Source organism: Flagellimonas sp. (assembly GCF_965233845.1).
Taxonomy (GTDB): domain Bacteria; phylum Bacteroidota; class Bacteroidia; order Flavobacteriales; family Flavobacteriaceae; genus Flagellimonas.
The window spans coordinates 64,714-90,438 of the sequence record NZ_OZ247584.1; the positions used below are offsets into that span (position 1 = coordinate 64,714).

Below are 25,725 nucleotides of genomic sequence, written 5' to 3' on the forward strand. Positions count from 1 at the left end.
AAAGGGGCAAGATGAAACGAATATTAGTAACCGGGGGAGCAGGTTTTGTAGGTTCCCATCTCTGTGAAAGGCTTTTGAACGAAGGAAACGAGGTCATTAGCATGGACAATTACTTCACAGGAAGAAAAAGCAAGATTGTACATTTAATGGACAACCCCTATTTTGAGGTAGTTCGGCATGATGTTACCCTTCCCTACTTTTTGGAAGTGGATGAGATCTACAATTTGGCATGTCCAGCATCACCGGTGCATTATCAGCATAATCCCATCAAAACAATAAAGACATCTGTTTTGGGGGCGATAAATATGTTGGGATTGGCCAAACGGATCAAAGCCAAAATATTGCAGGCATCAACCAGTGAGGTTTATGGGGATCCAGAACTGCATCCACAACCCGAAGGGTATTGGGGGCATGTGAACCCAATTGGAATCCGTTCTTGTTACGATGAAGGGAAACGATGCGCCGAATCCTTATTTGTGAACTACCACAATTCCAATGACGTTTTGGTGAAGATCGTTCGGATTTTTAACACCTACGGACCTCGTATGGAGCCGGATGATGGTAGGGTGGTATCCAATTTTATCATGCAGGCCTTGCAAGGTAAGGACATCACGGTTTTTGGAGACGGAACACAGACACGAAGCTTTCAATATGTGAGCGATTTGGTTGACGGGATGATCAAGATGATGGGCACGGAAGACGATTTTATTGGGCCAATCAATATTGGTAATCCAGGTGAATTTACCATGTTGGAATTAGCTGAGAATATAATCGATATCACAGGATCTAAATCCAAGATTGTACATCTGCCACTACCTTCGGATGACCCTATGCAACGCAAGCCGGATATTTCATTGGCTCAAGAAAAGCTAACTGATTGGAACCCGTCCGTTGATCTTCGTGAAGGTCTTGGTAAAACCATAGCGTATTTTGACAATCTGCTAAAAGAGCAGTCGATAAAGGAATTGGTAGCCGGATAAAAGAACCCAATGGATGTACTAAAAATCATAATCAACGGTTTGGAAATCCTGTTGTTGGGATATTTTGGATTTGCATCCATGTATGTCGTTGTTTTTTCAGTGGCTGGCCTTTTTAAGGCTAAAACCCGTGATACCTTATCCGTAAAACAGCGAAAATTTGCGGTGCTGATCCCTGGGTATAAAGAGGACAGTGTAATTGTGGAAGTGGCCCAAAAGGCCCTGGAGCAATCCTACCCTTCCCATCTGTACGAGGTGGTGGTCATTGCCGATTCTTTTCAGGCGTCGACCTTGGAAGAATTAAAAAAACTTCCCATCAGATTGGTCGAGGTCTCCTTTGAGAAAAGTACCAAGTCCAAGGCACTGAATAAAGCCATGGAGGTCATTGGTGATGAATATCATGTGGCCTTGATCTTGGATGCGGACAATATTATGGAACAGGATTTCATTGTTAAAGTCAATGAGGCGTTCAATCAAGGGTATAGGGTTGTTCAAGGGCACCGAATTGCCAAAAACACCAATACCTCTTTTGCCATTTTGGACGCCATCAGTGAAGAAGTCAATAATCACATTTTTAGAAAAGGACATCGGGTATTAGGGCTTTCATCGGCCTTGATCGGCTCAGGAATGGCGTTTGACTACTATTTCTTTAAACATACCATGGCCCATGTAAATGCCGTAGGTGGATTTGACAAGGAATTGGAGTTGAAATTGCTGAAGAACCGAACCAAGATCGAATATTTGAATGATGCCCTGGTTTTGGACGAGAAAGTTCAAAAATCGGAAGTGTTTGCCAATCAAAGGAAACGTTGGCTGTCTGCCCAATTTGTATACTTCGGCAGATATTTTGTTCCCGGGCTAAAGGAACTTTTCACCAAAGGAAACATCGATTTCTTTGATAAGGTGTATCAGATGGTATCGCCTCCCAGAGTTTTATTGTTGGGATTGGTGACCTTGTTCAGTGGACTTTACCTCGTGATCAATCTGGTTATACCCAATAATCTATTGGTGGTGCCAGCCATATATTGGTACATAAGTTTTGGACTTACCATGTTGGCATTTGTTTTTGCCGTACCTAAAAAATACTACAGCACGAGCACATTACGGGCCGTGCTCACCTTGCCCAAAGCATTTTTCTTAATGTTCCTTTCGCTTTTCAAACTCAAAGGGGCCAATAAAAAGTTTATCCATACCCAGCATGGAACCATTAACCCCCAATAACCAGAGATGAAAATCGGAATAGAAGGACAGCGACTTTTTAGGAAAAAGAAGCACGGAATGGACATGGTGGCCTTGGAATTGATCAAGAGCTTACAGGACATTGACCCGATCAATGAATACGTGATCTTTGTTAGACCCGATTTTGATGATGGTTGTATTCCCAAAGCCGATAACTTCAAGATTGTGGAGTTAGAATCCCGTTGGGGGTATCCAGGATGGGAACAACTGGTTTTGCCACGGGCAGCCAAAAAAGAAGGCTGTGACGTGCTGCATTGCACAAGTAACACAGGACCTCTTTTTTCAAGTGTACCGTTGATAACCACACTTCACGATATTATCTATCTGGAGAGCATTAGCTTGTTTAACAAAGAAGGGACATGGTACCAAAGATTGGGCAATATGTACCGTAGATACTTTGTGCCACCGGTCATTCGAAGGAGTAAGAAGGTCATCACCGTTTCCAACTATGAGAAAGAGCGTATCAAAAAACACTTTGGATTTAAGGACAATAGATTAATAGCCATATATAACGGAGTAGGGTCGCACTTTAAAAAAGTGGCCAATCCGGTACGGTTGAATCGTATAAAAGAACAATATCAACTGCCGAATAATTTCTTTTTCTTTTTGGGAAATACCGACCCCAAAAAAAATACTAAAGGGGTACTGAAGGCCTTTTCAGATTTCAACAAGATCTATCCTAATAAGTACTATTTGGTAATGCTGGATTACGATGAGGAAGAACTGCAAAAACTGTTGAATGCTATTGACGCTGCCGAAATAAGGGAGCTCATTCATCTTACAGGATATGTTCCTAATTCTGATTTACCCGCACTAATCAATCAGGCAACCATTTTCCTTTATCCTTCGCTTCGCGAAAGCTTTGGGATTCCCATTTTGGAGGGGATGGCCTGTGGTGTTCCGGTAATCACATCCAATACGTCATCCATGCCCGAAGTAGCAGGAGATGAAGCTGCATTGATTGTGGACCCCACACGACCCCTGGAAATTACCGAAGCCATGAGGCGCTTGGTGGAGGACAAGATGCTGGCCAAGTTGCTGTCTGAAAAGGGAATTGAAAGAGCCAAGGAATTTTCCTGGGATACCATGGCCAAGAATGTGCTCAAATTGTACACGGAGGTATATGGGGAACTAAACAAGAATTAAATGATTAAAGGACAGGACATCATTGTAGTGGGTATTCAGGCCTGGGATATTGAAATTGGAAGTAATTGTAAAAACATTGCTACTGAATTTGCGAAACACAACAGGGTACTCTATGTGAATCCACCCTTGGATCGAGCTACCCTAAGAAGGGATAGAAATTCCGAAAAAGTCCAAAAAAGGGTACGGATTGCCAAAGGTGAAGACACGGGCTTGGTTCCCATTGCGGATAATCTTTGGAACCTATATCCAAAATCCTTGACGGAGTCCATTAACTGGATACCATCACATTTTCTGTTCAAGAAACTCAACAAAAGAAATGCCAGGCTTTTTTCCAATGATATCTTGGAGGCGATGGAGCAACTAAAATTTAAAAATGTGCTGCTATTCAATGACAGTTCCATGTTTTTGGGATTGCACCTTAGGGAACTTTTGCGGCCACAGAGCTATACCTATTACATGCGGGATTACCTGATAAAGGTACCCTATTGGAGAAAGCACGGGGAACGTATTGAACCCCAGGTTATTGAACTTGCTGATACCGTGGTAAACAACTCTGCTTTGTATGCTGAATACGGAGCCAAGTATAACACGAACAGCTATATGGTGGGGCAGGGTTGTGATGTTTCCTTGTTCAGTGATGAAGACAATACCATAGAAATTCCGAAGGAATTCAAAGATATTCGAGGACCCGTTTTGGGTTATGTTGGGTATTTGACCAGTATGCGTTTGGATATTGAACTACTGGAGTATATGGCCAAGACCAAAAAGGAATGGAGTATCGTTTTGGTAGGTCCCGAAGATGAAGATTTTAAAAATTCTGCTTTGCACCAATTGAACAATGTGTTCTTTCTCGGGAGCAAAGATGCTTCAGAGCTTCCAGCCTATGTCAAGGGTTTTGATATTGCCATGAACCCCCAGGTGGTCAACGATTGGACCATTGGAAACTATCCAAGGAAAATTGATGAGTATTTGGCCATGGGGAAGCCCACTTTGGCCACCAGGACCAAGGCTATGGAAATGTTCCAAGAGCATGTGTATCTGGGAAGTACCAAAGAAGAATATATCCAACTGGCTGAAAAAGCTTTGGGAGAAAACAGCGAAGGACTGCAGAACAAACGAATTGCTTTTGCCCAAAGTCATACTTGGGAAAACAATGTGAAGGCCATTTATGAGGCCATAAAAAAATCAGCGTAAAACAGGTGTTATGGGATTAAAAGACAAAATAAGGAACAGTGAAAAGATCAAAGGATTGGTGCACTGGATGTTGGTTCCCAAAAATCAGGCTAGGCCCAGACGTTGGGTACGGCTGTTTGTCAATCCCTTTTATCATAAAAAGGGAAAGGGCGCTACTGTATGCAAAAGAACCCGAATGGATGTACTTCCCTGGAATACTTTTGAACTGGGGTCCAATTCCACCATTGAGGATTTTTCTACCATCAATAATGGGGTAGGAGCAGTAAAAATTGGCAATCGTACCCGCATTGGTTTGGGCAATACCATTATTGGTCCGGTAACCATTGGGGACGATGTGCGATTGGCACAAAATATAGTCTTATCGGGACTAAACCACAATTATGAGGATGTCACCCAACCTATACATGCCCAAGGAGTATCCACTGCGACCATTGTTGTAGAGGAGGAAACTTGGATTGGGGCCAATTGTGTGGTAGTGGCTGGAGTGACCATAGGGAAGCATTGCATTATAGCGGGAGGTAGCGTGGTTACTAAAGATATTCCGCCTTATTCAGTAGCCGTTGGAAATCCGGCCAGGGTGGTAAAAAGCTATAATCACAGTACCGGGGAATGGGAAAAAGTTGCTAAAAAAAGTTTGGTTGCAGTATAACAATGGGAAAATGCAACAAAGGGATTTCACAGAAATAGTTGGAGATGGAGCGGAAGTGCGTTTCGCTTGGGCGAAAAAGAGCATGTAGCGAAAAATCTATCAACGGTTTTGTGACAAGGGAACAAAAATTTCCTTGAAATCATCTTGATTTTTTGGTTCGTTTTGTATCAAGACAAAATGAACAAAAGACTAAGGAAATGGCTTAATAACCTTCAGGAGCAAATCCTGAAATAAAAGAAAAGTAATGGAGGTTTTAAAAGTAGTATTCTGGATTTCATTATTTGTAATTTTCTATTCCTATTTGGGATACGGCATTTTGCTATTTGGCATAATAAAACTTAGACGTTTATTGGGTTTGGGCAAACCTTTTACGGGAAATGAGGATTATCAACCCGAGGTTACACTGTTCATAACCGCTTTCAATGAAAAGGATTTTTTGGACCAAAAGGTAAAGAACTCTCAGAGCTTGGATTATCCTCAGGACAAAGTGACACAAATTTGGGTAACTGATGGTTCGGATGATGGCACCCCGGAACTGCTTCGTAAGTATGAAGGAGTTGACGTATACCATAAAGACGAAAGAACTGGAAAAATTGCAGCCATGAACCGGGGAATGCACTTTGTGAAAACCCCCATTGTTATTTTTTCTGACGCCAATACGGATTTAGGGAAGAATTCCATCAAGGAGATTGTGCGTTTGTTCCGTAACCCCAAAGTGGGCTGTGTTTCGGGAGAAAAACGAATCTATTCCAAGGAATCGGATAATGCCGCTGGGGCGGGAGAAGGGATGTATTGGAAATACGAATCCTTGCTTAAAAAGTGGGATGCGGAACTGTATTCCGCAGTTGGGGCCGCGGGTGAGCTTTTTGCCATACGAACCGAGCTTTGGCAGGAAGTTGAAAAAGATACCTTGTTGGACGATTTCATAATTTCATTGCGTGTAGCTATGTCCGGTTATACCATCCAATACAACCCGGAGGCCTATGCCATTGAAACCGCTTCGGCCAATGTAAAGGAAGAGTTGAAACGAAAAATTCGGATATCAGCAGGCGGAATTCAATCCGTGGTGAGGTTACGGTCACTGTTGAATTTTTTCAAATACGGAACCTTATCCTTCCAGTATATTTCCCATCGCGTTTTGCGTTGGACACTGACCCCATTGTTGTTGTTGCTGATTATACCCATGAACTTTGCACTGGCTCAAAACGAAGGCTTGTTTGACTTTGGTTTGTTCAGCCTGTTATTCTGGGGACAGGTATTGTTTTACGTTGCCGCCCTGTTGGGATGGTTTTTGGAAAACCGACAGATTCGACTGAAAGTTCTTTTTATCCCGTACTACTTTTTTATCATGAACCTTTCCGTGTTTTTGGGCTTTGGAAGATATTTGAAGGGGAATCAGTCCGTAAAATGGGAACGTGCAAAACGAGGTGTGCAGTCTGAAGTTGTAGCTTAATCTTGTTCCGAATAGATGGGTAAATCAAAATAAAAAGTACTGCCTTTGCCCACTTCACTCTTAATTTTTAGGGCACCTCCATTTTTTTGAACAAAGTTTTGGCAAAGAATAAGACCCAGTCCGGTACCAGGTTCCTTTTCAGTCCCCAGTTTGCTAAAGTGCTCGTTGGGATTCAGGATTTTCTTGATATCCTCCTTGGGAATGCCATTTCCATTATCAACAATCTCAATAACAATGTGGTTTTTGCTAGTTTTACCATTTAGCTTGATGAGACCATCCACAGGGGTGAACTTAATGGCATTGGACACAATATTTCGCAATACGGTCTTGATCATGTTGTTGTCCGCAAAGGCAAAAGTCTCTGCAGGAATATTGTTCTGCATTTCAATTTGCTTATGGTCACTACCTAATTTGAGAAGCCTAAAAGTTTGCTCCCCTAAATCATTAAGATCCAATTTTTCAGGAATCATCTGGATTTGATCACTCTCAGATTTGGCCCAACCCAGCAGATTTTGAAGCAAGTTCAACGCCTCGTCCATTGTTTTTAAAAGATCATAAACCGTATCATCTAGAAAATTATCCGCCTTGGGGTCAATAATGCCCCGCATGATAAAATCCATTTTCAATTTAGCTGCACTCAAAGGAGATCTTAGGTCATGACCAATAATGGAAAACATTCGATCCTTCAAATCATTGGATTGCCGCAGGTTTTTGGCTTGCTTTTCAATTTGGTTTTTGGCGCGAACCAGTTCCACGTGGGTTTGTATACGGGCTACCAGTTCCTGTTCATTAAAAGGTTTGGTAACATAATCCACCCCGCCAACTTCAAAACCTTTGATTTTGTCCTTCACATTAACCTTGCCCGTGAGAAAAATAATGGGAATATCGCGATACGTTTCAAACTCTTTTACTTTTTCGCAGAGTTCAAATCCTTCAATACGCGGCATGATCACATCCAGAAGAATGAGATCTGGTTTTCGGGTCGCTAAAAGTTCAAAGAAATAGTCATCGTCACTAGTGCCTTCAAACTCAAAGTCGTATCGCTCCAAGATAAACCGAAGCAGTTCCAGGTTAAGCTGTTCGTCGTCAACGGCAAGGATATAGGGTTTTTCCGTAACTTGGTTTTCCATTTAAGTTATAAAGACCTATACGAAAGTAGGAAAAAGATTTTAGGATTGATAGGATTGCCTTTCAAAGCCCATAGAATAAGACCCATAAATTGGTTCAAATGGCGTTTAAGCCTATATTAAAGTGTTCCACCAACAAAAACCAGCTGTTCACAACATAAATTGAACGCGGTTAAAAAGTAGGATTATATTTACAAAACAAGTAATTAAATAAAATCTTCATGACTCATATCTTGGTAACCGGAGGGGCAGGATTTATCGGTTCCAACTTTGTCCCCTATTTTTTGGAAGCTAACGCCGACATCCATTTGGTCAATATAGACCTCCTTACGTATGCAGGAAATTTGGACAATCTGAAGGAAGTGGAAGGCCATGACCGATATACCTTTGTTAAGGGGGATATCTGTGACCGAAAACTCATTGAGGAGATTTTTGAAAAATACGATATAACAGGAGTAATTCATTTTGCCGCGGAATCCCATGTGGACAACTCCATTTCCAATCCGGATGCCTTTATGCAGACCAATATTTTGGGGACATTTAATCTGATTGATGTAGCCAAAAATCGTTGGATGGTAAGTCCAGGGGTTTACAAGGAAGCCTATAAGAATTCAAGATTTCACCATGTATCCACTGATGAGGTATATGGTACTTTGGGCAAGGAAGGTTTGTTTATGGAGACTACTCCGTATGCACCCAACAGTCCATACAGTGCGTCAAAGGCTTCTTCCGATTTCATTGTCAGAAGCTACCATCATACCTATGGAATGAACGTGGTGACTACCAATTGTTCCAACAATTATGGGCCTAAACAGCACGATGAGAAATTAATTCCTACCATCATAAGAAAGGCATTATCTGGCGAGGCCATTCCCATTTACGGCGATGGCTCCAACATTAGGGACTGGTTGTACGTGCTGGATCATTGCAAGGGAATTGCCCTGGCTTATGAAAATGGTGTTTCCGGAGAGACTTATAACATTGGTGGACGGAATGAACGTAACAATGTATACATTGCCCAGACCGTTTGCGAATTGTTGGATCAAAAACATCCTAAGGCAGATGGAACTTCTTATAAGGAATTGATTACCTATGTTAAGGATAGGGCAGGTCATGATTTTAGATATGCCATTGACGCCTCCAAAATAGAAAACAACCTAAAATGGAAGGCAGATGAAAACTTTGAAAGCGGTATTGACAAAACCATAGATTGGTATTTAAACAAGTTTATCCAAAACAAAACAAAAAGTCTGGCTTAGGACAATTAACCCCGAAGACATGAAAGGAATAATATTAGCAGGTGGTTCAGGAACTCGTTTGCACCCCATTACCTTGGCGGTGAGCAAACAGCTGATGCCCATCTATGACAAACCCATGATCTACTATCCGCTTTCCACGCTGATCGAGTCGGGAATTTGGGAAATATTGATTATTTCCACACCACATGACTTACCTATGTTCCAGCGGTTGTTGGGCGATGGAAGAAAATACGGCTGCAAATTTGAGTATGCCGTTCAGGATGAGCCCAACGGCTTGGCTGAAGCCTTTATCATTGGGGAAAAGTTCATTGGCGACGACAAAGTAGCCCTTATTTTGGGGGACAACATCTTCTATGGAACTGGATTGGAAACCCTGTTGCAATCCAACAACGACCCAGATGGAGGTATTATCTATGCGTATCACGTGAACGATCCTGAAAGGTATGGGGTAGTGGAGTTTGACGAGGAAGGCAATGTAATTTCCATAGAGGAAAAGCCAAAGAAGCCAAAATCGAATTATGCGGTACCAGGTATTTATTTTTACGACAACGATGTGGTGGAAATAGCCAAGAACATTGAACCCAGTGCCCGTGGTGAATTGGAAATAACCGATATCAACCAAGAATATCTAAGAAGAGGTAAACTTAAAGTAAGCATCATGGACCGCGGAACGGCCTGGTTGGATACCGGAACTTTCAAGTCGCTAATGCAGGCCTCCCAGTTTGTTCAGGTTATTGAGGAAAGACAAGGGCTAAAAATTGGTGCTATAGAATCCTCGGCCTATAAAATGGGCTTCATTACCAAAAGTCAGTTTAAGAAATTAACCGAGCCTTTTTTGAAGAGCGGTTACAGTGCCAAATTATTGGAAGTTTTAGCCTAGCCCATGGAAGTACATCAAACCCAAATAGAAGGATGTTTTATCATTGAGCCCAAGGTCTTTGAAGACAAAAGAGGCTACTTTTTGGAAAGTTATAATCAGGAAAAATTTGAATTACTGACCGGTGCCAAACCCTATTTTGTGCAGGACAATGAGTCGTTTTCGGTGAAAGGTGTGCTGCGTGGACTTCACTTTCAAAAAGGGGAGCATGCACAGGCCAAATTGGTTCGCGTTCTTGAAGGCGAGGTACTGGATGTAGCAGTCGATATAAGACCCAACTCCAAAACTTTTGGGAAGGTGGTCTCCACTTTGCTTTCCTCCCAAAACAAAAAACAAATGTTTATTCCCAGAGGATGTGCGCATGGTTTTGTAACTTTAAGTGATACGGCCAAATTCTTTTATAAATGCGATAATTTCTATAATGCCGAGTCGGAAGGGGGTATCATCTATAACGATCCAACCTTTAATATTGACTGGATTTTGAACAAGGAGGATTTGATCATATCGGACAAAGACAAGATTTTACCTGTTTTTAAGGAAGCCGTTCCACATTAAATGAAAAGTAAACTATGAAAATACTGGTCACCGGTGCGTCCGGGCAATTGGGAAGCACTTTTAAGGCTTTGGTAGATGAAGGCAAAGCACAAGGTCTGGACTTTGTGTTCAAGTCCTCATCCGAGCTGGACATCACTGATTATGATGCCGTAAACGAAGAGCTGATTTCTTTAGACTATGCCTATTGCATCAACTGCGCAGCATTTACCAATGTAGATAAAGCTGAGGCAGAAAACGAATTGGCCTATCGGGTAAACGTTAGCGGAGCAAGAAATCTGGCCCTCAATTGCAATGAAAGCAATACAGTACTTATTCATATTTCCACAGATTTTGTGTTCGACGGCTTTATGACAACCCCATACCTAGAAGAAGATATTGCCCGACCCATTGGGTTTTATGGCGATACCAAGTATAAAGGGGAACGGGCCATTATAAATAATCTGGAAGAGCATTTTATTCTCCGGACTTCTTGGCTGTATTCTGAATTTGGTCATAATTTTATGAAGACCATGATCCAGTTGGGAACAGAACGGGACGAACTTTCCGTGGTATATGATCAGGTGGGCACACCCACCTATGCCTTGGATTTGGCAGAAGTTGTGCTTCATATCATTAACGCACATAGTATAGAGTATGGCGTGTACAACTATAGTAACGAAGGGGTGGCCAGCTGGTACGATTTTGCCAAAGCTATTTTTGACGGGTACAAGATTGATGTGGATTTAAAACCCATTCGTTCTGAAGAATATCCTACCCCCGCAGAAAGACCCAAATTCAGTGTGTTGGATAAATCCAAGATCAAAACAACCTTTGGCCTGCAAATTCCACACTGGAGGGATAGCCTTTCAGTTGCCTTGAAGGCATATTCCAGGATAAATATTTAGTTTGTCATACCCTAAGCTATCTCCCTGAGCCTGTTCGAAGGGGCAGTCAAGTGGTCTTTGACTTTTTATTTCCCCTTTCCGATGAGTGCAAAATTTAGTTCGACACGAATCGTACTAATCTGCACGAATACACATGCTTATAATGGGTGTTAATTGGTGGAATTCGTGTCGTAATGGAAACAAGGGGTTGCACATTGCTAGGTGAAAAATAAAGCTAGAGTCCTTTTACCTGTACCTTGTGAAAGGAATCTGCTTGGAGTCGCAGTAACTCTTCCGTCTTTTCTTTCTTGTAACGATACAGTTCTTCCTCCCCTTTGATGTCCTCATAGATTTTTTGGTTAAGCTCACCATCTGTGGAAAAGAGCAACTTGCGCTGTGCCACTTTTTGGGTCACCCAGGTAGCCACCACACTTTCCTGTTCTTCAAACTTATAGTCATATTCGCCCTTGGGAGCCAGTAGTTTGGCAATAATGGGTGCGGTTTCTATGGCCAGGAACAATAAAAAGATGAAGAAGGATGGAAACCATGGAAGTTTTCCTAGGGAATTGATGCGCGCCATGAGGCCGTCGAAACCATCAATAATGGGTTGTGAGTCGGTTACTGCCGTGTTGTAGTCCACGCCCAAGGCTACAATTTGACTTTCCAAATCCTGAATTTTTTGTCCATTGGTTTCTTTAAGTTGGGCCAGTTCCGCCAAATAAGCATCATGCTTTTCCCGTTTTTCCTTGTATACAGGTCCTTTGCCCAGCAATCCGGTTCCTGCGGTACCTTCGGCTTCGGTAATATAGATATCATACAGGGCATTGGTTGCTGCCTCCTTGGCCGCTATTTCCGCTTTTAGTGTTCCAATTTCTTCATTGAGTGCCTCCACTTTTGGGGTGTATTGCAAAGCAATTTGTTCTTGATTGGCCAAAGTCATGGCATTTTTCTCCTCCAATAAAACCTGATTGATTTCCTTTTCAAAAATTTTCATTTCAAGCGGTTTGGAAATCACCACTGCAATGATCATGGCCAAAATGATTCGAGGTGTGGCCTGGAGCAATTCGCTTTTAAAGCTGTCCCTTTTTTTGATGGTGGACACAATGTACCGATCCAAATTGAAAATGAGCAAACCCCAAATGAATCCAAAGAAAATGGCCGTGTAAATGTTGTCGAAAACGGTGTAGAGTGCATAGCCACTGGCAATAAAGGCCATGACAGCGGTAAAGAATACTGTGGCTCCAATGCCAGCATACTTATTGCGTTCCCCGTTGGAACAAGTTTCTAAAATTTGGGTGTCCGCTCCTGAACAGAAAATAAAAAAGCGTAGTAACATGATAGTGCTCGTTTAGGTTTATACTTGACTGCATACCGCTTTTGGGTCAAATACTCCCACGGAAGGTTGGTTTGGAAGGAATTTGGCCTCTAGAAAATTGAAAGCGATGTAATTAGAACGCAGTTTTTTGGTATTTGTTACAGGGAAGACCCTAAAATCAAGGCTTAAATGTCTTCTTTACTGGGAGAAATCCAATCTAGCTACTATCTGTTTTAGGATTGATGAACACTGAAATGGCAGCGCTTACAAGTCCAACCACAAGTATAAAATCTCCGTTGATTATCCCAAATTGCCAATGGAGAATTTTTACTATTGAGCCAACAATTATTCCGACCCCTGCAAGCGCGTACAAGAAATATTTGAGTTGGTATTTGGTTTTTGATTCTTTATTGTCTGTGGTCTCCAAAGTACTTTGCCCGCTAGAAAAAAATACATCCTTGAAATACAGAATCAGGAAAACAAGCAGACAGCACTGGAATGTATAGGTGAAAATTGTTCCGTAAGCCAAGTGAAAAATCCGAAACGAATAATGCAAGAGAAATGTAATTACCAATGCCAGTTTGGAATAGTCCATCAACGTCTTCCTTCTTTTCTGATAAAACCGAATAGCGTAAAAGACGCCTATTCCGACTATTCCTGCTGCCAATATCGTAGGGGCAAAAGGCCAATGGAGAATTTTAAACAAGATTCCCAAAATGGCAATGCTGATGCTCAATCTTAGAAAAAGATGTGTTTGTCGTTTAGAAAGCAAATAGGTAGGAATTAATTATTCCTTCATTAAAACGCTGTAATATTTGTAAAAGTACGGAATGGTCTCAATCCCTTTCAAATAGTTCCAAACCCCAAAATGCTCGTTGGGGGAATGAATGGCATCGCTGTCCAAACCAAAGCCCATTAAAATGGTCTTACTTTCCAAAACCTGCTCAAAAAGAGCCACAATGGGAATGCTTCCACCCGTACGCTCGGGTATGGGAGTCTTGCCAAAAGTGGTTTCGTATGCTTTGGCCGCGGCCTTATATCCAATACTATCGGTCTTGGTAACATAGGCAAGGCCACCATGATGTGGGGTAACCTTGACTTTCACACTTTTGGGGGCAATGGACTCAAAGTGTTTGGTGAACAGTTCTGTAATCTCATCCGGGTCTTGGTCAGGAACCAAGCGCATGGATATTTTGGCAAAGGCTTTACTGGCAATCACAGTTTTGGCACCTTCTCCCGTATAACCGCCCCAAATACCGTTCACATCCAACGTAGGACGGATGGAATAACGTTCCGAAGTGGTATAGCCCTTCTCTCCATAAACATCAGCAATGTCCAAGGCTTGTTTATAGGCATCCAGACTAAAAGGAGCTTTGGCCATTTCCGCACGTTCTTCGGCCGATACTTCTTCCACTTTGTCATAAAATCCAGGAATGGTAATATGGTTGTTTTCATCATGCAGGGAGGCAATCATTTTGCTCAGCACATTAATAGGGTTGGGAACCGCTCCACCATAGATTCCCGAATGTAAATCACGGTTAGGTCCGGTGACCTCTACCTCTACATAACTTAATCCGCGTAGGCCTGTGGTGATGGAGGGAACATCATTGGCCATCATACCGGTATCTGAAATAAGAATGATGTCATTGGCCAGCTTTTCCTTGTTGGATTCCAAAAAGTCAGCCAAGCTATCGCTTCCTACCTCTTCCTCACCCTCAATCATAAATTTGACGTTACAGGGCAATTGGTTGTTTTTGATCATAAATTCCACCGCCTTTACGTGCATGTACATCTGACCTTTATCATCGCAAGCTCCCCTAGCAAAAATTGCGCCCTCCGGGTGCAATTCGGTTTTCTTTATGACGGGCTCAAACGGGGGAGAGGTCCAAAGTTCCAGTGGATCTGGAGGTTGCACATCGTAATGGCCATAGACCAACACTGTGGGGAGATTTGGGTCTATTATTTTTTCCCCATAAACCACGGGATATCCCTTGGTTTCACAGATTTCGCTTTTATCACAGCCTGCTGCTATTAGCGATTTTTCCACCACTTTGGCGGTCTCCAAAACATCTTGGGAAAAAGCGGTATCTGCGCTTATGGACGGAATTTTAAGTAGTTCGATCAACTCAGTAATAAAGCGATCTTTATGGGTTTCAATGTAGTTTTTAATTTGTTCCATGAAGTATTTTAAAGGGTCACTAAAAGTACAAAAAACAAGTTTTTAAAAAGAGAGTATTTAGTAATCGGAAAATTGATTTATATTTGCACTCCTTTTGCGGGTGTGGTGGAATTGGTAGACACGCTAGACTTAGGATCTAGTGCCGCGAGGCGTGGGGGTTCGACTCCCTTCACCCGCACATATAAGTAATCGCAAATAACTAAATATCAGTTCTTTGCGATTTTTTTGTTCTTATGTTTCCCAACCATTTCCCAACAATTGATTTTTTAAGAATATTATTAGACTATTAAATGTTAATGAGAGGTTAATTGTATTTGTTAAAAGTTAGGTTGGTATGATTTTTACGTATATAATGATGTAATTAATCGAAATATTAACAGTTAGTTAGTGATATTTTTTTATTTTTAAGCGTTCGCTAACTAACCCTTGTCCTCCCTTGCCATGGAAATATTCAGTAATTTGCCAGCCCTTAATAAAGGCATTCTGCATGCTTTAAGGGGGGTTAGAGATGCATTTGCAATATCATTAGAACAAATTTCAGATATTTTTGGGCATGATGATTCAATTTCGGTGGAAAACTCTGAAATAATTACAAATGAATCTGATAGGCTTAAGGTTTCTCAGGCAATTAATGATATGCTCGAAGAACAATTGGAAAACGCAAGAAACAATAAAATAAAGGAACTTGTGGAAGACGTTCAATTGCAAAATGGAAAAATTACCATTAGATTGTAATTGACTTTCCGTAGCTTTATAGCATGTCAATCGCACTAGACACGCTAATTCTTTTCCTATTTATAATTGTACCAGGTGTAGTCTTTCGAAGATTTTACTTTCAAGGGGAATTTACTAAGCAATTTAATTCAAAAACACTTGCTCATGCTATTATGGCAAGTGTATTGCCAGGGTTGTTCATCCAGTATCTTACAGCCAATATATACCAATACTACTGGCGTAAAATTGATGGTAATGGCATCAAAGAATTCTATGGAGAACTTGCAAAGAATGTACTTCCTGAAACATTGTTTGATTTAGATATTCTTTGGAATGTTCTTATCTATATTGGTTTAATGTTGTTGGTCTCCTTTTTGCTTGCAGTGATAAGCTGGGGGTTTGTAAGAGTTTTACGAGTTGATCGATGGTTTACAGTTTTAAGGTTTAGGAACCATTGGAACTATTATTTCAATGGAGAAATAAAAGGATTTAAATCCTATAAAGGACTGCTAAACGGAAAGGTAATTGAAGTTCGAGCAGATATCTTGGTTAGAATTGAAAATGAAGAACCAAGGTTATATAGTGGCGTTGTAAAAAGTTATACAATCAATAACAATCACGAACTGGAGTATATATATTTGTCAAAGGCATCTATCTACAAAAAAGGTAACCACAGTAGCAATAAGAAACGTCAATTAAAACCAATACCAGGGGATGTTTTTATTGTCAGCGCACAAGATATCATTAACTTAAATCTCCACTACATTACAACGGATTATCAACGCAGGTACAACTTGAAGGGTGTATTCAATATTTTAGTATTGGCTGCATTCATAGCCTTGTTGGTTACAAATTATGGCTACTTTGTTAGTGACACGCTTTTTAAGACTATTCTTATCAAATTGTTTTTTGTTTTTTATCTCACCTTTGTGGTTTCTTTGATCAGGGCATTCTTTTTTGACCCAAAAAGTGAAAAGAGAAATTCGGCAATTTCTGGGTTAATTATGTTGATTGTCATTTTGTCCATATTATACTATGTCCTGAGATTTGTTATTTTCTAGGATTGAGTTTTGAAAACTCTTTTATTTAGATTTAGACAATCTTTTATAGCCTTACATCAGCCTTCTTCTATACCACTTTCATTTTAAAATATAACTTGCTGTGGAGTAACAATCCGAGCAGTCTGGTTTGGAAACACATTTATTAATTAGATTGCCTTTTGTCAAACTCCTACAAACCCTTGCTATTAGAGTTCCAATAAGCCTGGCCTTTTCCAACTCCAATATGGCAATAACAGATATGTAACTCATCGTTCTTTGAATAGTCCAGGATTAAAATACTGCTTTGATTTTATTGAGGTTTAATATCACTGAGTTTGGTCTAAAGCATCGAAATCCCTAACAAGGTCATCTAGGTTATTAAATTTAGAAAATAATTTAAGTGTCTAATGAAACCATAAGGATTTCGGTTAGTTTTTTTTGCAGGTAAACAACACTTGGACCAGTTAACCAGTTAAAAAGGGGAGAGAGATTGGATTGGTGAAAGAAACCAGCCTCAATAAAGAAATTGGTTGTTGATTTAAAACCTCAAGATAAAATTTAGTGGTAGCAAAGGGGATATTTCCCTGAAGTATTATTTATATTTTCTTTTTATTACAACTATGGAAATGAGAAATCCAACAATAAATACTTCAATTAGAATTTGAAAAACAACAATAACACGTGTAAATGATGAATTGGGTAGTATGTCACTATTACTGACTTTAGTAAAACTGAAATACAAAAAATCCCAATACGTCCATACATCAGTATTCTCGAGCTCTACATCCCTTAACTCTTTTTCTTTTTTGTTCTTTGTGGATAGCACTTTATTAAGCTCACCCTTCAATTCGGTGGTTTTTGATTTCCGGTAGGATTCAAGTGATTTAAGTAAAATTTTTCTTTGTTCTTGTTCAATTAAAAATTGAGACCCTCGACCCAATACATCTGTTTCTATGTTGAGGCTAAATCGCTTGGAAAAGTCTCGTTTATCATAACATTCAAACTTAAGAATCAGTAATTGGTCTCCTTGTTTTCCTGGTGGGGCCATTCCCCTTCTACCTAAAGGATCGATCAGTTCCATATCATAAAGTGCACCTTGATAATTCGTGAGCTTTGAACCAAAGATGTTTTCTTGCAACTCCTTAAAACTAATATTCTCAATTAACCCTTCCGCCAATTTTACTTGTCCAATAGTTTGCGATAGATGGGTTGAGTCGGTTCGGATATTCGAATATTCTTTGTCTATAATTAAGATTTCTTGATATAAATCCTGCTTGACTTTAGAGACCTGAGTCGATAGTATTTCTTTAAGGAAGAAAAAATTACGGTTATCGTTCTTATATAGTCTGTAATAGATAATCGAAAAAACGATTTGTACTAGAAGAAACAGAATAAATACTTTGAATATTTTTCTCCTCATTATATTGTTCTATAAAGGAAAAATAACAGAAATAATCAAGATAAAGAAAACTTTGAATATCACTGGTCCACTTAACCATCCAAAAAGGGCAGAGGGTGTGTTCGAATGAAAAAAACAGCAACCCATAAAAGAGTTGCTGTTGTTGGTTTAAGGTCACTAGTTATAAACTGGGGCTAGCGGGGGAGTTTCAAAAACCGTACAGTAATATACTTGATGTGAACCAAGATTTTTATTCCGAGTTTTTTGCAACTTAGTTTCCATCTAAGGCCAAGACAATATTATTATCTTTACTATGTGGAAACTTTTAAAGACATAGCAATAAACCTTATATCAGATGCAATTTCTTTTGTATTGGGAGCTACGTTTGTTTCTGTACTTGCCTATATAAAAAAACCTAAACTCACGCATGCGAAGTTAAAAGCGAACAATAGTTCGTATTTCTTCTAACTTTTGTATCAATTGTGCGAACAAAAGTTCGCTTTGTTAGAATTATTTAGAATAACGGAAACAACCAACCCATACAAAATTCTCGATAGTACAAGCGTGGTATAACATTTAGTTCTATTTCTAGTACTCTGGATTTTTCATTTCAAAGTCATTATTTACATTATTCCTGACGTAAACAAGCCTCTATAAATTTTTCAAACATGGATATTTCAACGGTAGTTAACTCGATGGGCTTATTTTTTGACATAGTAGGAGCTTTGCTAATGTTTTTTAATTCACAACCAGTAAATTATGATACTTTGTTCCGTGATAGGGAACGTTTAAAGCAATTGAGGATAAGAGCACGAAAAAAGAACCGAAACATTAGACTTGGAGCCTTTTTATTGTTCATTGGTTTTACACTTCAAATCGTCTCAAATTTTATTTGAACTTCTCTTTTTAAAATCAATCCAAAGTTTTGCAATTCCTGTGAAGGGTATTGTTGGAATCACTTTGGCAAAGAAGTCTCCAATTAATTTAATCCTATCTCTTTTAATAAAATTCAAAAGAGTGGTCATCACCACTATGAAAACACAAAAAATTAAAATTATATATACAGCCATCATGTTTAAAGATTATTGGTTCAAGCTAAAAACAATTGTCATCAGTCTAAAAGGACATGCTGTTGACAACCTCTGGAAAGCAATATATTCATGGGGATTGTTGCAAAAAAGGACATCCAATTCAAACTTGGTTGTTAAAGAGAATCAATTATTTGAAAAGACGCTGTAACATGAACTATCAAATTCAGTAGTTTCAGTATTTTTTGATGAATGAAGTTTTTTACTGGTAAAAAATAATCCAAGTTTAAAATAAGTGTCTATAGTATTTTGTACTTTGGGTTTATGGAAGTATTGAAAGATATACTGGTCAATCTCCTTTCTGATAGAATTTCAGTTCTTGTTGGAATCATTTTGGTTTATGTATTCAAGTATATAAAAAAATCCAAATCCTGTTTTTTTTCCAACCTTTCCCCAACGATTTTATAAGTGATATTGCTAAAATCTGTATAAAAAATTAGAAATCAGAATCTTAAAAATAATGAAGTGCTGCTAAAACCTTTTGACATTATATGATTTCATATAGTGTTTTTCAATCCCAAAACCTTGAATACTGTTGAAAAACAGTATTGGAAAGTGTCATCCGTTTAAATAAAAAACCAGCCCCTAAAAAAGAGACTGGTTGTTGGTTGCAAACCCCTAGTTGTAAACTAGCGGTAGCGGAGGGAAATTCTTAGACAACCTCTCACGACACACCTCATTTCTACCAAAAAAATCCAACGGGATAATCCTGGTTCCTAATGCCTCTCCAATAATCCAATATTGGTGCAAATAATTCATTATTATGATTATTTGCAATGAAGTCAACAAAGGTTTTTACCAATTTAAAATTTGATTTATCCTCAACAATTGCATCATTAAATGAAGCTACTATTAAATCAAACAATTCATATTGGATGGATTGATTTTCATGCTTACAAGAATGAAAATAATCCATAAAATCTAATATTCTTGAAGAAGATGAATTGATAATTCCCCAATCTTGAGTTTCAAAATTCAGTCCCAAATCGGCTGAAGCTTTCTTCAGTAGTTCATAATTAGGTTTCACTGCCATCTATATTAAATTAACATTATTTTGGCAAAGTTTCTATTGTTCCAGGATACGCAGTTTTTACACCAGAGCCGCTTGGAACCAATCTTGCATGAGTTGCTGGAGTAAATGTTCCATCGGGATTTACTACCCTTCCAAGCCCTTCCGGGATCTCTATGGTCACAGAACCATTTTTAGTTTTGTCCAAATTCCTAGCAATAAAATCCTCAGCAGCAACATTATCTAACCATTGTCCTTGAGGATTCCCACTTCCTTTCGCCTGCTTAATCAATTGATCTGTATTCTGACTTCCATGTTTTGTAAAGGTATGCTTAATTGTTTTACCTTTCATTGTCATGGGCTTTACAACAACAGGAGCTTTTGGCTTAGCTGTTTTCAGTTTAAGTTTTGCAGGTGCAACAACAGCAGCTACGGTTTCAGCCCCTTGTCTTGAAACCCTTCCAATTGCTCTGGCATCACCCTTTTTGATTGCGCTGACTTCCTTTGCAGCGGCAGTAGCATCACCAGAGCCTGCAAGGTTCAAATTTACCGCTGCACTCTTGTAATCTCCATCGACTAATTGCTTTACCCCTGCAACTTTCTGATTTAGGTAATCTTCTGTGTCGGTTTGAGGATCAGGTAGACTCTCCACCCCAGCTTCAACCCAACCGACGGCAAATTGAGCAACCTTATTGTCTGTTTTAGAAGCTAAAAAGTTTAGGAATGCCCTCGCTCCCTTTTTCCATCCTGGCGGAAAAGGAAACTCTCCATTTTTCTCTTCAAAATAAATCGGATTATTGGCTGCGTAGGCGTACGGGGTTTGAAATTCAAAAAGTTCAGCTTTAGGGTCTACAGAAGTAAAGTAAGCAGCAGCAGGATCGTACATCCTCGCCCCATATTCATAAAGGTTTAAACCTAGGGCATCCGTAAACTCTTTCCCATTATATTTAAACCGCTGTGCCACATTGTTACCAAATGACGTTGCACCGCCAATGTTGTACCCTTTGTGTTTAAGGCCAAAGGGGTAGTAGTTGTTTTCCTCCACAATTTCAGTCGTCATAGGGTCACTTGTAACATCTATATCCCCATCCCCATTACCATCTGTATAACTCAATCGTATATTGCCCAAGTGGTCCTTGTACTGATATATATAGTCGTAACCACCTTGTCCATCCGATGTTATATACCCTTCAGGTTGGCTCAAGAACTCCAACACAGGTGTCCCGTTGTTATCGGTATATACGTAGTTACCGGCATAGTCTGTCACAGAACCTTCCGCGTTCTTCCGTAACTTGGTGCCCGCGGCGTCGTAAATATAGGAAATTGTTTGGCCGTTTATCACAACACTTGTAGGAAGATTCAGGTAGTTATATCCAATAGAGGTAATCCCCTTGTTGGTGTCGCTGGTCATGTTGCCGTTGGCATCGTAGGTGTAATCATTTCCGGAGTTGCTACCATCTTCAAAGCTTCCAGCTCCATCATGCTGTTCTTCCACGGCCAACAATCTATTGCCCTGGTCATAGGTATAGGTTAGGTAGTCCATCGGAGCTCCTGCCGTTGGACTTCCCATTTTAGCACGATCAAGTGACTGAAGGTTGCCGTTCTTGTCATAGTTGATGTTGGTCACATTGAACCAGCCCGGCTCATCGGACAGTTCCGAATTATAGCCAGCTACTTTGATCCTGTTCAGCGCATCATAGGTATAATTATAAAAGCGTTTTTTGCCGTCATTGGCCGTCCTCCATTCCGTATGGGAAATGTTTCCATTGTAAAGAGGGGTAGAGCCATTTTGTGAACTGTTATAGTTTATCCCAAAATTAAGGAGGTCGTTGTCATCATGAGTGTCCTCGTTGATGCGCTTGAGCCATCCCCTTATGTTATGGGCATAGTCCACAGTCTGAAGACCCAGGGTACTGGCATTTGGGTTGCCACCCACTTTTTTGGACTTTAACTGTCCCAGCTTGTCGTAATCGTTATATACAATAAGTTCTTCGTTTGTGCTTCCGCCACCGCCGCTGTTAGCCGTTGGATCTACTCGTAATATCAAGGTACCACTCAAGGTCACGGGATTGCTGGTGGCCTTTACCTCGATCCTGTCCGTTGCGGTTTGGTCGGTGGTATAGGAGGATTGATCAAGTACCAAGATATCATTATATATGATGTTTGCACAACTTTCTCCAAGAGTGTCATCGCCAATGCATTGAGTCTGTTTTAGCAAGCGGCCCCTATGGTCGTAGGTAAAGTTATCCAAGGTCACAACAGTGTTCCCATTGCGGGTATGTTGACTGCGTACCTTTATAGGTTTGCCCACAAAGTCCAGCTGGCTCTCCACTACGTCCGTGGTCTGCAGATAGTCGTTCTGGCCATAGGTATAGATGGGCCTTCCCTTGTCGTCGTAGCGGGTAATGGTGGTAATCCAGGTTTCCTGTCCCGGGATGGCATTGGGGTCCAATACCTTTACCTTGCTCCCAGTGGCAAGGCCCTTGGTCCTACCATCCACCGAAAATCCAAAGACTTCCGTGGGCGGGGTGCCCTCGTTGGCCCGGTCAAAATTATGATCATCGTAGTAATTGATGGTAAGGACTTCTGTAATCGCGGCAGTGGTGGGATATGCAGTATTACCATATTCCACGGTGACATTGTCCATGGCAAAACCACTGCCACGTTCTTCCCATGTGTTACTGTTATTATCGGCATTGCCCTGTACATAAGCTCTAGAGGCAGGGTTTGCGCCATCCATCTCCACTGCCTTCCCGGTGTAGGCCACGCGTCCAAACATATCGTACTTGGAAAACAACCATTCGCCAGAAACGCGCTGTATGCTGTCCTGGGTCATTATCGGCTGGTCCAGTTTGTTGTAAACGATATATTCCCTGGCCTTGCCCGGCAGCTGTTTTTCCACCAAACGGTTACGGTGGTCATAAACGTATTGGTAGCCGAGATCAGCGAGATTCGAATTGATGGTTGCCAATGTAGCCGTACCGGCATCCATTTTTGGAGGTAGTACGTAGGTAAGGTTGCCATGGTCATCATATATATAGTAGGTCTCGTGCGCTACCTGGGATTGACCTCCCAAATCGGCATAGGTGCGTTTGAGCACCACCCGGCCCAGTTTGTCCACAAACTCCTCGGTACTGTGGTTTTTGCCTGAAGTATGGTTTTCGTCATATGTAATGTTCTTGTACAGCTCACCAATGCCGTACTCTACACCGGCACTTTCTTCTACCAGGCTGGGTTCAAAGGTGTTACCGTTCTCGTTGAGGAGTACTTCAAAACGACGCACACCGTCTTGAGCGTCATTCGTCAGATACGCAAACACGACCTCATGTCCATTGCCCAATTTCCAGTCCTCCCCTGGTGCAGCCTGTTTCAAGATCCTGTTCAATGGAGATCGTTCAAATTCTTTTTGGGAATAGGCGTTTACTTCTATCCCTGTTGTGGTCGGGAAATCCAGACCATAATCCACATGATCCTTGTAGTAGTTGCGGGTGGCCGTTTCCTGGCTGCCGGTACGGAATTCGCCCAAAGAACCCACCGGTTCGTACAGGGGCAGCCACTCCAGTTCCTGCCGCCCAATGCTGTCATAGCCTATATGGGTTATGATATCCTTTTTGTCCGGTGACTGACGGATGGCATTTTGCTGCTGTGGCCTTCCCAAACCGTCAAAAAAGGTGATTTGCTGGATATAGGCATCATCATTCCCAAATTTGTTGATCGGTACCGTAGCCATCTCACTTTGGTAGGTTCGGGTATAGATGTAGTTATGGGTCTCCGGATCACTGCTAATGGGAACACAGGTATTGCTGGGATCATATTGGTCCGGGCAATTGTCCAGCGCATTTTGGACATAACCCGCTGGCTGGTCGCACTGGACCAAGGAGTCCGCTGGGTTTCCGAGCCCGTCCTGATCAATATTATCGGCATACCAAGTGATCATCGCAGTAATGTTGACATCGACCTGTACCCTAGTAGTGGATTCACATTGTGTCGTTGTGTTGTAACTGGATGCATAATAACTGGTATTGGCACTGAGCACCGGGGTGGTAAAACTTGTCGCTTCGGCCAAATGTATCCCTCCATTGGCAACATCGTACCATCTGATAGTATTGGCATTGCTACCAGGTGCCAAAACCAAGGTCACCGTGTTTCCAGTACAGACCTCGACAGTCTGTGATCCAATTGGGTCCAGCAATTGGGGCAATATCTCAATTTTTACGGGTACTTCTGCAAACAAGGTATAATTGCATGATTTGACACCCCTACGATAATAGGTGGTGACGGTGGCATTGGGGTCCGGGGTATAGTTTGCAAGGTCCTCTCCCGTGATTGGGGCCCAGGTACCGTTGGCTCCGCTGGGGGAAGATTCCCATACATATTCATAGTCGTTCTTTCCTCCTGTAGGCAAGGTCAAATTGGTTATGGGTCCAGGATTGGCACCATAGCAAAGCACCTGTTCTCCTTGGATGGACCCAGCGGTAAGGGGGTCGTAAACGTCTACCAAGATGCTGGGCGTCTCATCGGTCTGTCCGCAGGACATAACCACCTTTCGGTAGTATGTTGGAGTTGTTAACCCTGCCGGGGGGTCATAAGTGGACAATGTCTCCCCAGTAATGGGGTTCCAATTGGTGTCATCCACAGAGCTTTCCCATCGATAGGAATATACAGAACCATTACTGGGACCTAAGTCGCTGGTAAGGTTTGGCGGATCGCCATTATAACAAATTTTGGCCACCGTATTTAAGGTACCCGCGTTCAGGGGATCCATTACCGTAACTTTTACCGGTGTCGTGTATACTGTCTGGTTACCACCACAGGAGGTAACTCCACGCCTGTACCAGCGGTCCGAGGTTAGGTTTGTGGAAGGGTCAAAATTTTTATCTGTCTCACCTGAAACATTGGTCCATGTACTGTTATTGGTCGAAACCTGCCATTGATAGTCATAGGTAGTCCCGTGGCTTGAATCTTCGCTACTGGATATTAACGGTGAATCCGTTCCATAACAAATGATCTGGGTACCGGTGATTGTAATTGAGCCTGGGTCCAGGTCATTCGCTGTAACCGTTACACTACCCAAACCGGGACTCCATTCCCCAGTGGTGCTCCGTGCACGAATATAATAGGTTCCGCTACCTGGGGCAGTGTAGGTAGATCCGCTTCCCATGGTCGTATGAAATCCGTCATCGTCAGTTCCTTGCCAATACCAAGTGTCCCCTGTTTCTGTGGTAAATCCGGTACGCTGAAGCACAGGCGCACCACAGTTATTGGAAAGGACTGTGGGATTACCTGGGTCGTTTGGCACTCCTCCAGATACAGGGAAACTTTCTGTCAGATCATGTATCACTGTTGTATCGTCCAATATGCGTGCACGGACCACCAAGGTTCCGCTATTGGTCATGATCAACCTGAACGCATTGTTATTGCTGCCAAAGATCGTTGCCTGAGCGCTCCCTTCCAACCACCATTGTGTATCGGTGCCCGCCGAACTCGATAGGCTTACGGTAATACTGTCACCAACTACGGCGGATGCTGGAACTTGAAGAGTAACCTGAGCCTGCGCACTGATGGAAGAAAGAACCAGAAACAGTAATCCTATAAAAAATTGTTTTTTAGGATTTATTATTTTATTGAAGTTCATTTTTGTC

Annotated in this window: 19 protein-coding genes and 1 tRNA gene; 13 read left to right on the forward strand and 7 right to left on the reverse strand. The window is 41.3% G+C overall.

Going from position 1 to position 25,725, the window contains the following annotated elements:
• The first annotated feature begins 11 nt into the window (after positions 1-11).
• The 6 genes from ACO6S0_RS00320 to ACO6S0_RS00345 all read left to right on the forward strand — a co-directional run bounded on the left by ACO6S0_RS00320 (position 12) and on the right by ACO6S0_RS00345 (position 6,658).
• Positions 12-980, forward strand: coding sequence for a UDP-glucuronic acid decarboxylase family protein (locus ACO6S0_RS00320; protein WP_422350065.1), 969 nt, complete (start codon positions 12-14; stop codon positions 978-980).
• 9 nt (positions 981-989) lie between these two features.
• Positions 990-2,198 carry a glycosyltransferase gene (locus ACO6S0_RS00325; protein WP_422350066.1) on the forward strand — a complete coding sequence of 403 codons (1,209 nt, stop codon included), beginning with the start codon at positions 990-992 and terminating at the stop codon, positions 2,196-2,198.
• Between the two features lie 6 nt (positions 2,199-2,204).
• The gene (locus ACO6S0_RS00330) at positions 2,205-3,362 is read left to right on the forward strand and encodes a glycosyltransferase family 4 protein (protein WP_422350067.1); all 1,158 of its coding nucleotides are present in this window, start codon (positions 2,205-2,207) and stop codon (positions 3,360-3,362) included.
• Positions 3,363-4,556, forward strand: a complete 1,194-nt coding sequence (locus ACO6S0_RS00335; RefSeq protein WP_422350068.1) for a glycosyltransferase — start codon at positions 3,363-3,365, stop codon at positions 4,554-4,556. It begins immediately after the preceding gene.
• 10 nt (positions 4,557-4,566) lie between these two features.
• Positions 4,567-5,205: an acyltransferase gene (locus ACO6S0_RS00340; protein WP_422350069.1), complete on the forward strand. Its 639-nt coding sequence runs from the start codon at positions 4,567-4,569 to the stop codon at positions 5,203-5,205.
• Between the two features lie 244 nt (positions 5,206-5,449).
• The gene (locus ACO6S0_RS00345) at positions 5,450-6,658 is read left to right on the forward strand and encodes a glycosyltransferase family 2 protein (RefSeq protein WP_422350070.1); all 1,209 of its coding nucleotides are present in this window, start codon (positions 5,450-5,452) and stop codon (positions 6,656-6,658) included.
• On the opposite strand, the gene ACO6S0_RS00350 is transcribed toward ACO6S0_RS00345, so the two are convergent.
• A complete protein-coding gene (locus ACO6S0_RS00350) occupies positions 6,655-7,788 on the reverse strand; it encodes a hybrid sensor histidine kinase/response regulator (protein WP_422350071.1) in 1,134 nt (377 codons plus the stop codon). The genes ACO6S0_RS00345 and ACO6S0_RS00350 overlap by 4 nt on opposite strands.
• Before the next feature lie 218 nt (positions 7,789-8,006).
• On the opposite strand from ACO6S0_RS00350, the gene rfbB reads away from it, so the two are divergent.
• Genes rfbB through rfbD form a run of 4 tightly spaced genes read left to right on the forward strand, consistent with a single transcriptional unit; the run spans position 8,007 to position 11,360 of the window.
• Positions 8,007-9,044, forward strand: coding sequence for a dTDP-glucose 4,6-dehydratase (rfbB, locus tag ACO6S0_RS00355; RefSeq protein ID WP_422350072.1), 1,038 nt, complete (start codon positions 8,007-8,009; stop codon positions 9,042-9,044).
• Positions 9,045-9,063: 19 nt separating this feature from the next.
• A complete protein-coding gene (gene rfbA, locus ACO6S0_RS00360; RefSeq protein WP_422350073.1) occupies positions 9,064-9,924 on the forward strand; it encodes a glucose-1-phosphate thymidylyltransferase RfbA in 861 nt (286 codons plus the stop codon).
• A gap of 3 nt (positions 9,925-9,927) precedes the next feature.
• The gene (gene rfbC / locus ACO6S0_RS00365) at positions 9,928-10,476 is read left to right on the forward strand and encodes a dTDP-4-dehydrorhamnose 3,5-epimerase (protein ID WP_422350074.1); all 549 of its coding nucleotides are present in this window, start codon (positions 9,928-9,930) and stop codon (positions 10,474-10,476) included.
• Between the two features lie 14 nt (positions 10,477-10,490).
• The gene (gene rfbD, locus ACO6S0_RS00370; protein ID WP_422350075.1) at positions 10,491-11,360 is read left to right on the forward strand and encodes a dTDP-4-dehydrorhamnose reductase; all 870 of its coding nucleotides are present in this window, start codon (positions 10,491-10,493) and stop codon (positions 11,358-11,360) included.
• A 214-nt stretch (positions 11,361-11,574) separates the two neighbouring features.
• Here the strand turns inward: rfbD and ACO6S0_RS00375 are convergent, their stop codons facing one another.
• The 3 genes from ACO6S0_RS00375 to ACO6S0_RS00385 all read right to left on the reverse strand — a co-directional run bounded on the left by ACO6S0_RS00375 (position 11,575) and on the right by ACO6S0_RS00385 (position 14,833).
• Positions 11,575-12,675 (reverse strand): DUF4407 domain-containing protein, encoded by a 1,101-nt coding sequence (locus tag ACO6S0_RS00375; protein WP_422350076.1) that lies wholly within the window; start codon positions 12,673-12,675, stop codon positions 11,575-11,577.
• A gap of 196 nt (positions 12,676-12,871) precedes the next feature.
• Complete coding sequence (locus ACO6S0_RS00380) at positions 12,872-13,426, reverse strand: GldL-related protein (RefSeq protein ID WP_422350077.1); 555 nt, start codon at positions 13,424-13,426, stop codon at positions 12,872-12,874.
• A gap of 15 nt (positions 13,427-13,441) precedes the next feature.
• Positions 13,442-14,833 (reverse strand): dipeptidase, encoded by a 1,392-nt coding sequence (locus tag ACO6S0_RS00385; protein ID WP_422350078.1) that lies wholly within the window; start codon positions 14,831-14,833, stop codon positions 13,442-13,444.
• Between the two features lie 96 nt (positions 14,834-14,929).
• On the opposite strand from ACO6S0_RS00385, the gene ACO6S0_RS00390 reads away from it, so the two are divergent.
• From ACO6S0_RS00390 to ACO6S0_RS00400, 3 genes are all read left to right on the forward strand, one after another.
• A tRNA-Leu gene (locus ACO6S0_RS00390) sits at positions 14,930-15,011 on the forward strand.
• Between the two features lie 248 nt (positions 15,012-15,259).
• On the forward strand, positions 15,260-15,568 hold the full coding sequence (locus ACO6S0_RS00395) for a hypothetical protein (protein ID WP_422350079.1): 309 nt from the start codon (positions 15,260-15,262) through the stop codon (positions 15,566-15,568).
• Between the two features lie 23 nt (positions 15,569-15,591).
• Entirely contained in the window at positions 15,592-16,608 is a 1,017-nt protein-coding gene (locus ACO6S0_RS00400; protein WP_422350080.1) for a hypothetical protein, read from the forward strand.
• A 571-nt stretch (positions 16,609-17,179) separates the two neighbouring features.
• Here ACO6S0_RS00400 and ACO6S0_RS00405 read toward each other — a convergent pair.
• The 3 genes from ACO6S0_RS00405 to ACO6S0_RS00415 form a co-directional block, all read right to left on the reverse strand.
• Positions 17,180-18,007 carry an ion channel gene (locus ACO6S0_RS00405; RefSeq protein WP_422350081.1) on the reverse strand — a complete coding sequence of 276 codons (828 nt, stop codon included), beginning with the start codon at positions 18,005-18,007 and terminating at the stop codon, positions 17,180-17,182.
• Between the two features lie 1,749 nt (positions 18,008-19,756).
• A complete protein-coding gene (locus ACO6S0_RS00410) occupies positions 19,757-20,107 on the reverse strand; it encodes a hypothetical protein (protein WP_422350082.1) in 351 nt (116 codons plus the stop codon).
• Between the two features lie 16 nt (positions 20,108-20,123).
• Positions 20,124-25,718 carry a DUF6443 domain-containing protein gene (locus ACO6S0_RS00415; protein WP_422350083.1) on the reverse strand — a complete coding sequence of 1,865 codons (5,595 nt, stop codon included), beginning with the start codon at positions 25,716-25,718 and terminating at the stop codon, positions 20,124-20,126.
• Positions 25,719-25,725: the final 7 nt, after the last annotated feature.

Excerpts from the sequence above, each read along its gene's own strand:
- ACO6S0_RS00320 (WP_422350065.1), top strand. The coding sequence starts at position 12 with ATGAAACGAATATTAGTAACCGGGGGAGCAGGTTTTGTAGGTTCCCAT.
- ACO6S0_RS00325 (WP_422350066.1), top strand. The coding sequence starts at position 990 with ATGGATGTACTAAAAATCATAATCAACGGTTTGGAAATCCTGTTGTTG.
- ACO6S0_RS00330 (WP_422350067.1), top strand. The coding sequence starts at position 2,205 with ATGAAAATCGGAATAGAAGGACAGCGACTTTTTAGGAAAAAGAAGCAC.
- ACO6S0_RS00335 (WP_422350068.1), top strand. The coding sequence starts at position 3,363 with ATGATTAAAGGACAGGACATCATTGTAGTGGGTATTCAGGCCTGGGAT.
- ACO6S0_RS00340 (WP_422350069.1), top strand. The coding sequence starts at position 4,567 with ATGGGATTAAAAGACAAAATAAGGAACAGTGAAAAGATCAAAGGATTG.
- ACO6S0_RS00345 (WP_422350070.1), top strand. The coding sequence starts at position 5,450 with ATGGAGGTTTTAAAAGTAGTATTCTGGATTTCATTATTTGTAATTTTC.
- ACO6S0_RS00350 (WP_422350071.1), bottom strand. The coding sequence starts at position 7,788 with ATGGAAAACCAAGTTACGGAAAAACCCTATATCCTTGCCGTTGACGAC.
- rfbB (WP_422350072.1), top strand. The coding sequence starts at position 8,007 with ATGACTCATATCTTGGTAACCGGAGGGGCAGGATTTATCGGTTCCAAC.
- rfbA (WP_422350073.1), top strand. The coding sequence starts at position 9,064 with ATGAAAGGAATAATATTAGCAGGTGGTTCAGGAACTCGTTTGCACCCC.
- rfbC (WP_422350074.1), top strand. The coding sequence starts at position 9,928 with ATGGAAGTACATCAAACCCAAATAGAAGGATGTTTTATCATTGAGCCC.
- rfbD (WP_422350075.1), top strand. The coding sequence starts at position 10,491 with ATGAAAATACTGGTCACCGGTGCGTCCGGGCAATTGGGAAGCACTTTT.
- ACO6S0_RS00375 (WP_422350076.1), bottom strand. The coding sequence starts at position 12,675 with ATGTTACTACGCTTTTTTATTTTCTGTTCAGGAGCGGACACCCAAATT.
- ACO6S0_RS00385 (WP_422350078.1), bottom strand. The coding sequence starts at position 14,833 with ATGGAACAAATTAAAAACTACATTGAAACCCATAAAGATCGCTTTATT.
- ACO6S0_RS00400 (WP_422350080.1), top strand. The coding sequence starts at position 15,592 with ATGTCAATCGCACTAGACACGCTAATTCTTTTCCTATTTATAATTGTA.
- ACO6S0_RS00405 (WP_422350081.1), bottom strand. The coding sequence starts at position 18,007 with ATGAGGAGAAAAATATTCAAAGTATTTATTCTGTTTCTTCTAGTACAA.
- ACO6S0_RS00410 (WP_422350082.1), bottom strand. The coding sequence starts at position 20,107 with ATGGCAGTGAAACCTAATTATGAACTACTGAAGAAAGCTTCAGCCGAT.
- ACO6S0_RS00415 (WP_422350083.1), bottom strand. The coding sequence starts at position 25,718 with ATGAACTTCAATAAAATAATAAATCCTAAAAAACAATTTTTTATAGGA.